The following is a 13,230-nucleotide window of genomic DNA, read 5'->3' as shown; positions in this document are numbered from 1 at the left end:
TGTCAAGAAAATAAATGAGGCTCACTAAGCCCTGAAAGGTTATCAGAGAGCATGCTGTTTTGTCTGTTTGCGTATCGGTGCTTCCATCCGGATTCTCACCACATATTCGGGTTAAGGCAAAAAATCCAGCTGCCGCAATATTATTTATACATGTTTTCTTAATTCTTAATTTTTAATTCCTGATTATCATCGTGTTTCGTTTTCTTGCATTATTGATATTATCAGCCGCTGCCGCCACGGCAGAAGGACAGACGGTGGCAACGCTGCTCAGGGCCGACTCGCTGCGCAACGCGGGGAGCTATGCCGAGGCTATTGAAGCCTACCGTGAGGTGAACGACAAGAAAGGCATACCCGGATCGTGGCGGCTAAGGGCGCTGACGGGCATGGCCACGTGCAACAGACAGACGGGAAACTATCGCGAGGCGCTCGAAAACTACCGCACAATTGACAGCAAAGGACTGCTCGACGTGCGCGGAAAACTGAACATGAGCAACCTGTATCTCACTCTCGGACTATACGCCGACGCCGTAGACCTGCTCGAGCCGCTCAACACCACGATAGGACAGGACACACGGCTGATAAACCTTGCATCGGCGTATGCATATCTCGGACGCGGCGGCGACGCCCTGCAGCTGCTCGCCACGGCACCGACCGACGGCATGAGCGCAGAGCAGAAGGCCACGCTGACGGCCAACCGCGGATTTATAGAGATGTCGCTCGGACAGCACGAAGCGGCTGCGGCATCGCTCGGCAAGGCTGCAGGCATGCTGGCAGACGGAGCCGGACGATACATCGTGATGGCAAACCTGGCGCTGGCTGAGAGCGGATGCGGACACGCTGACAAAGCCCTGGCGCACATTGACTCGTGCCTGACATGGCAGAAAATAAACCTCGGAGAGAAGCATCCCGACTATGCGATAAGCGTAAGAAAGCGCGCCGAAATTCTGCTGAAAGCCGGACGGAAGACAGAAGCAGCAGCGTGGTTTAAGACGTATTTCGGCCTTATGCGCAACTATGTGTGCCGCTCGTTTGCCTTCCTTACCGACAAGCAGCGGCAGGACTTCTGGTTCAGCAACGAACCGCTTGTAACCGAATGTTACGCCACCGAGGCCGCCGACCCGCAGCTGCTCTACGACGTGGCGCTCTTCTCCAAGTGTCTTCTGCTGCAGGTTGAGCGCAACATAGAGGCCGAGGCACGGCGCGACACATCTGCATCGAGGCTTTATGACAGCATAGCATCACTGAGGCGTGAGGCCGACAAGGGCAGCTCTGACGCACGGCAGCGCGACTCGCTCTACGCCGAAGCCGACAGGCAGGAGCAGAGACTGATGGCCATGATGGACGGATACAGGAGCTTCAACGCCAACATGAGGCTGACATCGGCCGACATAGCGCGGCGGCTGGGGCGCAACGAGAGGGCAATAGAGTTTATAAGATACGGCAGCACATCGGCGCGACGCTATGCCGCACTGACCCTTGACGGCACTGGCAAGGTGGGCTTCGTGCCGCTGTGGACAGAAGACAGTCTGCGCAACTTCAGACTGACCGACGGCCGAACACTCAACGAGGCGATGAAATCGATGCGCGCTGCCGACAAGAACGCCATATACACCGACACTAAGCTTAGCTCTATGATATGGTCGAAGCTGAAACCTCTGCTGACGAAGCGCGGACGGATATACTTCGCGCCCGACGGTCTGCTGCATCTGCTTGCCATAGAGAACATGGCCGACGCCATGAACGGCAGCGACGTGTGCCGCCTCAGTTCTACGCGCGAGCTTGCCAATGACGACAAAGACATCAGGGGAAAAGCACTTATTATGGGCGGAGTGAGCTACGACGAATGCGACGCAAAGACACAGGACGACGCCACAGCAGCGCCCGACCGCAGCGCAAGCAGCATACTCTCTGCCCTGCATCTGCCACCCGCAGCCAACGGAGCCTACGCCTATCTGCCCGCCACGGCGGCAGAGGCTGACACCATAAGGAGCATGATAGCAAAAGGCAACGGCATAAAGGCTGAATGCATAAAAGGCACGCAGGCCACCGAAACGGCCTTCAAGCTCGCCGCCCCGTCGTGCTCAATGATACATCTTGCCACCCACGGCTTCTGCTTTGCCGACACCGACAGGCCCGAGCCGCTGGCGTTCTGCCGCGACAGTCTGCGCGAAGACGACACGATGAGCCGCAGCGGACTGGTGTTTGCTGGTGCCAACCGCATGGTGCAGCCGGCATACAGCGCCTACGACGACGGCATACTGCTGGCACGCGAAGCCTCAGAGATGCGCCTCGACAGGGCAGCCCTCGTAGTGCTGTCGGCATGTCAGACGGGTCTCGGACCGATAACTTCCGAGGGCGTGTTCGGCTTTCAGCGCGGACTTAAGAAGGCAGGAGCCGGCGCGATAGTGGCAAGTCTGTGGAACGTTGACGACAAGGCCACCAAGCTGCTCATGACCCGTTTTTATCATCATCTGCTCGGCGGCATGCCTATGTCGGAAGCCTTCGCCCAAGCCAAGACCGACCTGCGCTGCCATGAAGTGAAGATAGAAGTGGAGACAGACGAGGACGACAAGTCGCACGGACAGATAAGGCGCTTAGGCCGATGGGTGTGGCCGAAGAAGAAAGTAATGAAGACCGTTCACCCCTACTCGAAGCCACAATACTGGGCAGCGTTTATTTTAATTAAGAAGTGAGAATTAAGAAAATAAAGAACGTCCCGTTGCTTGTTATTGCAATGGGACGTTCTTCTTTTGTTTGTAAACACCTGACCACAAAACATTTGGATTTTTCACTCTTAACCATTCGCTTCCGTCAGGCGTTTTTCATTTTTAATTTTTCATTTTTAATTGCGCTTTTGCGCCTGCTTTTAACTTAAAAAGCGGTATTTTAAGCGGATCTGGAGATCCTTATAAGCAATTCCGGCGGAGCACAGATCCGCCGGCACAATAGCAAACGTAGTGCTTGAGAGAAGAACAAATAATACATTCGGCTTTAATTACTCTAACTACTTTAACTTCTAAAACCAACAATGCATTTGACTTTAACTTCTTTAACTCCTCTAACTACTTTAACTACCAAACCAACAATGCATTTGGCTTTAACTACTTTAACTCCTCTAACTACTTTAACTCCTAAACCAACAATACATTCGGCATTAACTCCTTTAACTACTACAATAAACAATATTTCCCCAATTCCGCCGTTCTATATCTTAAATGGATAAAGACGAAAGTAAAGACAGCTACGGACATGTGCTGAAATATACTGGAATATTCGGCGGCGTGCAGGGACTCAACATCATCATCGGCCTTGTACGCAACAAGATTACTGCCCTGCTGCTCGGCCCTGCCGGCATGGGACTGGCGTCGCTGCTCAACTCTTCGGTCAACTTTATCTCGCAGGCCACCAACCTCGGAATATCCTTCAGTGCGATAAAGCACATATCAGAACTCTACGATCAGGGCGACACGGAAGGCATGGAGCGCTTCATCAGAATTGTCAGGGCATGGAGCCTCGTGGCTGCACTGCTCGGCATGCTCGTGTGCATAGCCGCCGGACCGCTGCTCAACAGCCTCGCCTTCTCGTGGGGCGACCACACGCTCCACTTCATGCTGCTCTCGCCTGCCGTGGCGCTGATGGCCATAACGGGCGGCGAGACGGCCATACTGAAGGCCACACGACGACTAAGGGCGCTCGCCGTGGTGCAGATATGGTCGGTCATAGCCTCGCTGCTGATATCCGTGCCCATATACTGGATGTTCAGATGGACCGGTATCGTGCCCGTGATAATACTCATGGCGCTTGCCACGATGATAATAACGGTGGTGTATTCTTACAGGTCTTATCCGCTGCGCCTCAGCGGAACCAAGGGCCTGCTGGGCGAAGGCATGGAGATGGTAAGGCTGGGCATAGCCTTCATCATGTCGGGCATAATGGCAAGCGGAGCCGAGATGCTGCTGCGCGCGCTGCTCAACGCCGAGGCCGACCTCGACATAGTGGGACTATACAACGCGGGATTCGTGCTTACGATAACCTACTCGGGCATGGTGTTCTCGGCGATGGAGACCGACTACTTTCCGCGCCTGTCGGCCGTCAACCACGACAACCAGGCCATGAAGCTCACGGCCAACCGCCAGATAGAGGTGTCGCTGCTCATCGTGGCACCCATGCTCACGCTGCTCATCGTGGCCCTGCCGCTGGTGGTGCCGATGCTCTACAGCCGCAAGTTCACGCCCGTGGTGCCCATGGCTCAGATAGCCGTCATGTCGATGTATCTCAGGGCCATAACGCTGCCCATAGCCTACATGACGCTCGCCAAGAGCCACTCTAAGGCCTTCTTCGTGCTCGAAACGCTGTCGGCAGCCATGCAGGTGGCAGCCGTGATGGGCGGATACCGCCTGATGGGACTGACGGGCACGGGCGCCGGACTGCTCGTGTCGTATCTCTTCGAGCTGGCGCTGATATACACCTATGCCCACACACGCTACGCCTACCGCCCCTCGAAAGGCGTATGCACCTATGCCGCCATACATCTGCCGATAGGCATAGCGGCATATCTTTCAACACTTATCGGCAACACTCTGCTGAGCGCCTGCCTCGGCATAATGCTCACCCTGGCGAGCACAGCCGCCTCGCTGTTTATACTGCACAAAAAGACGTCGCTGTGGAACAGCCTGACAGAACGGCTGAAAAAACTGCGCAGAAGATAGGCACATCAGAAAAACACACCGAAAAGAATAAGCATAACGGCACTTTTCAACAAGATTTCAACATATCATAAAGACGTGAGCCTAAGGCCGTTACAAAACTTATCAACAAAATAAACACCATTTATCAACAAGCCGAAAGCACATCTTTCAGCACACGAAAAGCCACATATCGCAATGCAAAAAGCCACCTGTTGCAAGGCAAAAGACGGCATATCACAACACGAAAAACGCATAAAGCAACACCAAAACCGGGATAAAGCCACGCCACAGACCGAAAACAACGCAGAAAACACCATGAAAACAGGCACAAACGCCACAGCGGACAAAGAACAACGGAACAGTGTTGAAAACCCTGTTGATAACCATGTGGAAAACCGTTGGAAAAATATGTGGATATCAACACGCCACGCGGGCACGACATTATACACGTGTATATCAACACCTTTATACAGACAAAATAAGCAAGTTTTCAACAGATAAATGGCGAAAAAAGATATAAACTTATTAAATTTGCAGTCTGACAGGAGAATTGTGGATAAGATGCCTTAACGCCTGACAGTCAGACAGAAGATATTAATGGCACATGTTGAAAACACATAACCACGGGTTGATAACGAAATAAGCAAACTTTCAGCCCTAAAGTTTTGAACAAATCAACGGCATATCATACAACTCATTCTCTTTTTTAAAAAAGGAAAACAAAGGATAAGAATAATTATGTGGGTGTGGAAACCTGAGGGTAACCCGAAAGCAGGACAAGCACACACGGCAAAAGAAACAAACACTATGGTTAAAGAAGAATGGACAGAGAAGGGCTACATAGACGAGCCTGCTGACAACGGCACCGACCTGGCCGCCGAGATAAGAAGAATGTGCAAGGAGAAAGACGCCATAATACTGGCCCACTACTACACCGACGGATCGGTGCAGAAGGTGGCCGACTTCATTGGTGACTCGCTGGCCTTGGCGCGCAAGGCTGCCAAGACCGACGCCAAGATTATCGTGATGTGCGGCGTTCACTTCATGGCAGAGACGTGCAAGATACTTTGCCCCGAAAAGCTGGTGATCTGTTCTGACCTCAACGCCGGATGCTCGCTGGCCGACTCATGCCGCGCCGAAGACCTCAAGAAGTTTAAGCAGGAGCACCCGGGCTACACCGTAGTGAGCTATGTCAACACTACGGCTGCCGTGAAGGCGCTGACCGACGTGGTGGTTACGAGCGGCAACGCAAAGAAGATAGTAGACCAGTTGCCGAAGGACGAGAAAATTATCTTCGGACCCGACCACAACCTGGGCAGCTACATCAACGCCGTTACGGGCCGCGAGATGCTGCTCTGGAACGGCGGATGCCATGTGCATGAGCGCTTCTCGCCTCAGGCCATCGTTGAGATGAAGAAGGAACATCCCGACGCCATCGTGCTGGTTCACCCCGAGTGCAAGGGTCCCGTAGTGAAGCTTGCCGACGTGGTAGGCTCAACGGCAGTGCTGCTCGACTATGCCGTGGCACATCCCGACAAGGAGTATATTGTGGCAACAGAGCCGGGCATACTGTTCGAGATGCAGCGCCAGTGCCCCGACACGGTGTTCCTGCCCGTGCCTCCCGAAGTGAGCGAAGGCTCGGTGGGCTGCTCTTGCAACGAGTGTGAATACATGAAGATGAACACTCTGCTCAAAGTTTACAACGCCCTGAAGCATGAATGGCCCAGCGTAGACGTTCCTGCCGACATAGCAGCCGAGGCAGTGAAGCCGATAAACCGCATGCTGGAGATGAGCTAGAGATTGTTCATAATTAAAAATTAAAAAGTAAAAATTAAAAGGCTGGGAAGAATGAAGGGATAATAAAAAACGGAAAACTTTAGCCGGCTATTTCATGCAAGCCGCAAAGCCGTTAGTTTCCAGACATTCCGTTCTTTCCCGCCTTTTAATTTTTGCTCCTTAATTTTTTAATTTTTACTTTTTAATTTTTAATTCCAAATATTCCGTGCGTATATTATTAATTGGTGAGGCGAGCTATGCTCATGCTACGCTGAGAGACGGTCTGGCTGAGCTTGGACACGACGTAGTGCTGATGTCTGACGGCAACGCTCCGCGCGACTGTCCGCGCGACATCGACCTCAGGCGCGACCCGCGGTGGGGAAAGCTTGGCGGACTGAAGGTGCTGCTCACGCTCCTGCGCAACATAAGGCGGCTGTGCGGCAACGATGTGGTGCAGATACACAACTATCAGTTTGTGCCGCTGAAGATGAGCTGGAACAAGATGCTCATCAGTTTCCTGAAGCGCCACAACCGCTGTCTTATAAAAGGATGCTACGGCGACGATCCGCAGGTGCTCGAGCGCCAGCTGAAGGGTGTGCCCGAATATTCGGACATGTACTGGAACGGCTGCGTGCGCAACCAGGAGCAGAACAAGGCCCGACTGGCAGAGCAGCGCCTGCCCGAGTGTGTGTCGTGCTTCAACAAGGCAGCCGGCAGCTCAGACGCCTTCGTGGCATGCCTGTATGAGTATTATCTTGCCTACGACGTCGATTCTTTTCGCTCAAGGCTGCATTATGTGCCGCTGCCCATGCATGTGCCCCATGACGCACGCGTGAAGGGCACAGACGGCAAAATAAAGGTGCTGGTGGGCGTGCAGAGCAGGCGCGAGTATCTGAAAGGTGCGCGCAAGATAGCCGAGATGATAGAAGAGGTTGACCGCAGGCATCCCGGACGGCTCAGCGTGATGTATGTAGAGGACGTGCCCTACGACCGTTATTGCATGATGCTTGACGAGGCCGACGTGCAGGTGGACCAGTTCTACAGCTACACGCCGTCGATGAACTCGCTGGCGGCAATGGCGCGCGGAACGGTGGTTATAGGCGGTGGCGAGGAAGAGTTTTATGAGTTTATAGGCGAGAATAAACTGAGGCCTATAATAAACGTAAGTCCCGAGAAGAGCTTCGACGACAATGTGGCTACGCTCGAGCAGGCGCTCCTGACGCCAGGCAACGTGGCACTGCTGTCAAAGCAGAGCGTGGAGTTTGTAAGAAAGTATCACGACTACCGCAAGGTGGCGGCAGAATATGTTGAAGTGTATAAGAAATATTCTGTGCGCCGTGATTAGTTTGTGTTGAAATAAGAAACGTGTATTTAAGTCCCAATCTGTCATCAGAACGGCACATAGCTTTATATAAATACTGATAGCCGATCTTGGGTAAACAAAAAATAGCACCGCCTGAGGTGCTATTTTCTTTATGTATTATTTATCTGTATGTGTAAATGTCATGCTGCATAAGCACAGCCATTAAAGTATGCCTGAGGCTATAGTCGCGGTAAGGCGGTATGACATTATATATAGTCATATATCGTCTTGTAAGCTGTTGCCCTGCTTGTTTCATCAGAAGATATACTGCGCGTGATGCTCATCGGCTCAGGTCGTCAAGCAGCCTGTACCACTCCTCCATCACCCTGTCGCGCGAGAAGCGCATCGTCCGCCTTGCAGCCTCTTCGCCATAGCTGCGGCGCTTGTCTTCAGACGCCATCATGTCTATTGCTGCCCTGGCAAAGCCCTGCATGTCGTCCTGCGGCACTATTGTGCCCGTTATGCCGTCGGCAACAATCTCGCGTGCGCCATATTTAAAGTCGAACGTTACGGCAGGCAGTCCGCATGCCTGTGCCTCGGCAAGCACGAGCGAGAAGCCCTCAAACCTCGACGTGGCCAGCATGAGGCTGTATCTGGGGTATGTCTGCATCATGTCTTCGGTGCGTCCGCACAGTCTTATCTTGCCGCTCAGCCCCAGTTGGTCTATCTGTTGCTGCAGACTTTCGCGCAGCGAGCCTTCGCCGTAGATGTCGAGCCGCCAGTCAGGATGCGCCTTGTCTATCTCCTTCCAGCATCTGATAAGGATGTCGAAGCCTTTTGGATGCTCAAGTCTGCCTGCCGCCAGCGCCCTTTTTGCGCCGTAGTCTTCGGCGGTGTGGCGGGGAGTGTTGATAAAGTTGGGTATAACTCTCTTATTGCGTGCCCTTGCATACTGCCGTGCGTCCTGTTCGGTTATGCACACCACGATGTCGGCCATAAGCTCCATGGGCGCGAACAAGCTGTGGTAAGGCGTAAACTGCCGTGCCGAGTGCGACTCATACACTCGCTTTGCGTTGCCGCGGTAGAGCGGCAGGAGCAGCGCTCCCATGGGCAGCGTGAAGAAGATGACGTCGGGGCGAAGCTCAGACATCAGTCTGTTGAAGCGCACGGCAGCCGACGTAAGCACCCTGAGGCGCGACATGGTCTTGGCAAGCAGGCTGCAGTCAGTGGCGGCAAAGGGCACGCCCAGACTTACGAACGACACGCCGTTGAGCGGATATGCCGGCGGACGGCTGTCGCTGAATATCGACACAATGGTTACGTCGTGCCCCTTCACGGCCGTAAAGGTGTTGGCCTTTTCGGATATCATGCGCTCTGCCCCGCCCTTTATGGCGAAGTCTTCTATAAGATAAACAATCTTCATGGTCTTAGTGTTTTGAATATCCTGCACGCCGTCTTCAGTCCTAACGTGTTGAGCATTAGCGATTTTATCATGCCGCTCATGCCTCCGTGTATATCGGCTGCAACCTTCTGGCTGTGCAGCATCAGTCTGCCCGTGGCGCGGTAGGCATACAGCTGCGCCGTGAACATGTCCATGTAGAGCTTGTGCCATTTCTTCTCTCTCGTGTCAATGCCGAGCATCTTCACCACTTCGAGCTGTGCCTCGAGCATGGTTACGAGTCCGCCGCAGGCAGCCTTGGCGGTCAGTCCGTCGCCGTTCCAGTGGTAGAGATACATGCCTTCGCCGGTGGTTGCCATTACAGGATGCCGGCTGATGATCTTGCCGAGGACGATGCCGTCCTCAAACATCCTTCTGTCTTCAGGAAACCTTACGCCGTCGAACATCTGCCTGCGGAACACCTTGTTCCACATCCAGCAGTGGCCGAAGCCGTGGTCGGAGAGCCATCCGATGGCGTCGGCATACACCCTGCTGCCCGGGTTCATCACGTGCATGTCCTTGCGTCCGGGCCGTTCCGTAGCCGGATATTCAAGTATGTCGTATTCAGGATGCTGCTCCATTATGGCCATTATCCTGCCGAGCGTGCCCGGTGTGAGCTCGTCGTCGCTGTCGGCAAAGGTTACATACTCTCCTCTGATGCGGTCGAGCGCACAGTTGCGTGCCGCCGAGGGGCCTCCGTTGGTCTTATGTATGACGGTAAGGCGGCTGTCGCCCTGCGCTATCTTGTCGGCCGTCAGACCGCTGCCGTCGGTAGAGCCGTCGTCAACGAGCAGCACCTCGAAGTCTTCATACGTCTGCGACAGTATGCTGTCCAGGCATCTGCCGAGCGTCTTTTCGGCGTTGTAAACGGGGATGATGATGCTGAGTTTCATACTTGCAAATTTAAAAAAATAAATAGCATTATTTGCAAATTATGCTGTTTATTGTGTTTTTTAAGGTACGTATATCGTACGCGCTTGGCGGCGCGGTCTAAAAACTGCGCCTTTTATTTTGTTTTGCCGCCGGCTTTCATTATATTTGCATAATATACGCTGGCCTGCAATTGCGTAACGGCACGGCAGCACCTTAAATATTCATATCTGTGCAAAACAAAATGATAAACGAATTGTCAATACTTATACCCGTCTATAACGACAGTGCCGTGGCGCTTGTCAGCGTGCTCCACTCGCAGGCTGAAGCCATAGACGGCCTTGAATATGAGATTCTCGCAATAGACGACGGAAGCACCAACGAGGCCGTGATAGCCGAAAACAGGGCGATAGACGGCCTTTCTCACTGCCGCTACGTTATTGACCGCCACCACGACTGCCGTGCAGCCATGCGCAACAATATGACGTCTAAGGGCAAATATGAGTGGCATCTGATGGTCGACGCGCGCCTCAGTCTGGTCTACGACGACTTTCTGCTGCGCTATCTCAGCAGCGGAGCGCAGCGCGGCGAGGCCGTGTGCGGCGGCGTGTGTGTTGACGGAGGGGCAGATTCGGCAAGACTATATAAGGAGAACCTGCGCTTCAGATATGAGAAATTTGAAGAGAAAAACCATTCGGTTGAGGTGAGAAACTGGCTGCCATACAATTCGTTCCGCACGACAAACTTCTTTTATCACCGCTCTGTTCTTGAGCGTGTGCCTTACGACGAAAGGATAAAGGGCTACGGATATGAGGACGTGATGCTTGGCCGTGCGTTCCGCAACAGCGGCATCGTGGTAAGACATATAGACAATCCTGTGGCTTATACGTGCTTTGAAGGCAATGCGGCTTATCTGAAGAAGATAGAGGAGGCCATGCTCACTCTGCATCAGTTTGCCGGCGAACTAAAAGACTATTCGCCGCTGCTCGGCATGGTAGGCAGGCTGAGGTCGATGCACATGCTGTGGCTTGTCAGGCTGTTCCACAGAATGTTCAGCGGCGCCGAACTGCGCAATCTGCGTGGCAATAAGCCGTCGTTGGCAGTATTCAAGCTCTACAAGCTGGGCTTCTTTGCCTGCATCTGACATGCTCCGAAGGCTGCCATGAGCGTGATGCAGAACGGCAGCGAGGCGTCGAGATAGGTTATGTCGTAGGCCGAATTGAATATGTCGGTCCAGTTGCCGTACACATACATATTGTGTCCGTATGCCAGCACGGGCACGAGGATAAGCATTATAGCCGAGAATAGCATAAGCATCTTGTTGTTTCCCTTCCATTTTAAAGCCATTATCACTGCAGCAGCGAGCAGCAGAAGCGAGTCGGCCGGGCGTCCCTGTCTCGACTGAAGCGAGAACGGATTGTTCTCGGCATAGAACAGTTCGTGCCAGTCCCACAATGCAAACGGCAGGAATGTAAGGCACAGCACGGCTGCGGCAATGAGCAGCGTGGACACCTTGCGGCCCGCAGAAAGCTTGAGCCAGAAGGGAAAGAACATGATGAAGAGAGGAAATGCCGTGCTTATTCTCGTTGACAGCCACAGGCCGGCTATAGCAGCGAGCATCAAAGGATATTTACTGAAGGTTATCTTCTTGCATATAAGAAGGTTTATAAATGATGCAAGAAGAAGAAAATTGGATATAAGATCGCTCCTCACTGCCGTTTCATACCATAGGTTAAGGCTTAGCGCAAGCAGCACGGTGGCCTTTATGCCTGCCTGAGAGCCGTAGGCGGCCTTGACGCTGATGACGAACAGCAGGGCGGTGAAAATCTCTGAAAGGCCTACGTTGCCGAGTGCCCAGAAAGGTATGTGGAACACCATCCACACCGGGAACGGCGAGGCATAGCCGCCTAAATGGGTCTGTGCCGAATAAGGAAACTGGCCGCTGAACATGGCAGTGAGCGGATTGGCTATGGCCGACCAGCGGTCAACCTGGTTCTGCATGGGGTCGAAATGATACTGCACGGCTGCCATTGCAACTGCCATTATCACTGCCATTGACCAGAATATTGCCTCAGAATGTCTGCTTATAATTGTCTTTCGGCGATTAAACAGCAGCGTGACGAGCGCCAGGATGACGGCATAGCTCATGCTGACGTATCCGAAATGTTCGGTGGCCCTCATGCTGTATTTGCATGCCATGATGTAGCATACGGCGATGTAGAGTATTGAGGTGAACACCGTGGTGAAGTTGTTCTTCAGCTCGTTGTTTATCCTGTTGAACACGGCGGCAATGACGGTAGACGCCGCCATGTATTTAATTATGGATAAAAAGTCGGTTACAAACGGCAAGACGAAGAAGTGAACTATGTATATCTCATAGCTTATCTTGCCGAACCATGATATAGGTCTGAGCCTCTTCAGCTGCGGTAATATGTATGGAGATGTGATTATGGCTACTGCCAGCGGCAGCTTGATGTTGAGCAGTATGATGTTGAAGGGCACGGTGCCGATGTATCCCCTTACGAACGGAATCTCCTTGATGAGCATGAACGCCGTGCCGTAGGCAAAGGCTGCCGCCGTGAATTTTATTATCCTGCCGCGGCTTGTCTGTCTTACCTTGTCATAATGCTGCGACACGATGTATCCGCAGAAGAACGAGAAGGCCTGCTCGCACATGAGCTGTTGGGCGAAGATGAAGGCCACTGAGAAGCCTGCAAGTATCTTGGTGGTGTGGCGCGGTGATAGTCTGCGCGCCAGCCAGTAGATGATATACCATCTTACGATATAGTCGACAAACCACAGTTCCGAGTCGGTGAAGAGCAGGTTGTGGACAAGCCTTGACAGGCTGAACTGCTCTTCAAACGGCAGCTTGAACAGAAAGACGAGCCAGCACGGTATTATTACGCGCACAATGCGTTTGTGCCAGTAGCCGGTCAGACCGCTTTTCTTGTAGCTTTCGTTTAGTCCGAAGCCTGATATGAACAGAAACGCAGCCACGCCTATGCTGCCTAATATGTTGACGATGCGGGGGTAACCTTCAATCTGCATTATGAAGTGCATCAGCATAACCATTATAGCCGATATGCCCTGCGTCCATAATGTGTTTTCGTGAGATAGGATGTCTGTATTTCGTGTCACGTGTTCCTGCTGAGATT

The 13,230-nt window shown here is 52.9% G+C and carries 10 protein-coding genes; 6 read left to right on the top strand and 4 right to left on the bottom strand.

Features of this window, described 5'->3' with window-relative positions:
• Positions 1 to 191 precede the first annotated feature (191 nt).
• On the top strand, positions 192 to 2,693 hold the full coding sequence (locus QVO66_RS12505) for a CHAT domain-containing protein (RefSeq protein WP_021855831.1): 2,502 nt from the start codon (positions 192 to 194) through the stop codon (positions 2,691 to 2,693).
• Between the two features lie 316 nt (positions 2,694 to 3,009).
• Here QVO66_RS12505 and QVO66_RS12500 read toward each other — a convergent pair whose 3' ends face one another.
• Positions 3,010 to 3,183 carry a hypothetical protein gene (locus QVO66_RS12500; protein ID WP_288172873.1) on the bottom strand — a complete coding sequence of 58 codons (174 nt, stop codon included), beginning with the start codon at positions 3,181 to 3,183 and terminating at the stop codon, positions 3,010 to 3,012.
• A gap of 32 nt (positions 3,184 to 3,215) precedes the next feature.
• Here QVO66_RS12500 and QVO66_RS12495 point away from each other — a divergent pair, with 32 nt between their 5' ends.
• From QVO66_RS12495 to QVO66_RS12480, 4 genes are all read left to right on the top strand, one after another.
• Complete coding sequence (locus tag QVO66_RS12495) at positions 3,216 to 4,709, top strand: oligosaccharide flippase family protein (RefSeq protein ID WP_021855830.1); 1,494 nt, start codon at positions 3,216 to 3,218, stop codon at positions 4,707 to 4,709.
• A gap of 174 nt (positions 4,710 to 4,883) precedes the next feature.
• Complete coding sequence (locus QVO66_RS12490; protein ID WP_021855829.1) at positions 4,884 to 5,189, top strand: hypothetical protein; 306 nt, start codon at positions 4,884 to 4,886, stop codon at positions 5,187 to 5,189.
• A gap of 306 nt (positions 5,190 to 5,495) precedes the next feature.
• Positions 5,496 to 6,485, top strand: a complete 990-nt coding sequence (nadA, locus tag QVO66_RS12485) for a quinolinate synthase NadA (protein WP_288172886.1) — start codon at positions 5,496 to 5,498, stop codon at positions 6,483 to 6,485.
• A gap of 205 nt (positions 6,486 to 6,690) precedes the next feature.
• Positions 6,691 to 7,809: a glycosyltransferase gene (locus QVO66_RS12480; RefSeq protein WP_021855827.1), complete on the top strand. Its 1,119-nt coding sequence runs from the start codon at positions 6,691 to 6,693 to the stop codon at positions 7,807 to 7,809.
• 298 nt (positions 7,810 to 8,107) lie between these two features.
• Here QVO66_RS12480 and QVO66_RS12475 read toward each other — a convergent pair whose 3' ends face one another.
• On the bottom strand, positions 8,108 to 9,190 hold the full coding sequence (locus QVO66_RS12475) for a glycosyltransferase family 4 protein (protein ID WP_021855826.1): 1,083 nt from the start codon (positions 9,188 to 9,190) through the stop codon (positions 8,108 to 8,110).
• Positions 9,187 to 10,098, bottom strand: a complete 912-nt coding sequence (locus QVO66_RS12470; protein WP_021855825.1) for a glycosyltransferase family 2 protein — start codon at positions 10,096 to 10,098, stop codon at positions 9,187 to 9,189. The genes QVO66_RS12475 and QVO66_RS12470 overlap by 4 nt, the downstream gene beginning before the upstream one ends.
• 221 nt (positions 10,099 to 10,319) lie before the next feature.
• On the opposite strand from QVO66_RS12470, the gene QVO66_RS12465 reads away from it, so the two are divergent.
• Complete coding sequence (locus tag QVO66_RS12465; protein ID WP_021855824.1) at positions 10,320 to 11,219, top strand: glycosyltransferase; 900 nt, start codon at positions 10,320 to 10,322, stop codon at positions 11,217 to 11,219.
• Here the strand turns inward: QVO66_RS12465 and QVO66_RS12460 are convergent.
• On the bottom strand, positions 11,189 to 13,213 hold the full coding sequence (locus tag QVO66_RS12460; protein WP_021855823.1) for an acyltransferase family protein: 2,025 nt from the start codon (positions 13,211 to 13,213) through the stop codon (positions 11,189 to 11,191). The two genes, QVO66_RS12465 and QVO66_RS12460, sit on opposite strands and share 31 nt — an antisense overlap.
• Between the last annotated feature and the right edge of the window lie 17 nt (positions 13,214 to 13,230).

The sequence above is a fragment of the Prevotella sp. CAG:255 genome (assembly GCF_000431195.1).
In the GTDB taxonomy this organism is placed as follows: Bacteria; Bacteroidota; Bacteroidia; order Bacteroidales; family Bacteroidaceae; genus Prevotella; species Prevotella rara.
This window is presented reverse-complemented; position numbering and strand designations above follow the sequence as displayed.

What these genes read in the sequence shown, in the direction of transcription:
- QVO66_RS12490 (WP_021855829.1), top strand. Translation starts at nt 4,884, where the DNA reads ATGCAAAAAGCCACCTGTTGCAAGGCAAAAGACGGCATATCACAACAC.
- nadA (WP_288172886.1), top strand. Translation starts at nt 5,496, where the DNA reads ATGGTTAAAGAAGAATGGACAGAGAAGGGCTACATAGACGAGCCTGCT.
- QVO66_RS12470 (WP_021855825.1), bottom strand. Translation starts at nt 10,098, where the DNA reads ATGAAACTCAGCATCATCATCCCCGTTTACAACGCCGAAAAGACGCTC.
- QVO66_RS12465 (WP_021855824.1), top strand. Translation starts at nt 10,320, where the DNA reads ATGATAAACGAATTGTCAATACTTATACCCGTCTATAACGACAGTGCC.
- QVO66_RS12495 (WP_021855830.1), top strand. Translation starts at nt 3,216, where the DNA reads ATGGATAAAGACGAAAGTAAAGACAGCTACGGACATGTGCTGAAATAT.
- QVO66_RS12475 (WP_021855826.1), bottom strand. Translation starts at nt 9,190, where the DNA reads ATGAAGATTGTTTATCTTATAGAAGACTTCGCCATAAAGGGCGGGGCA.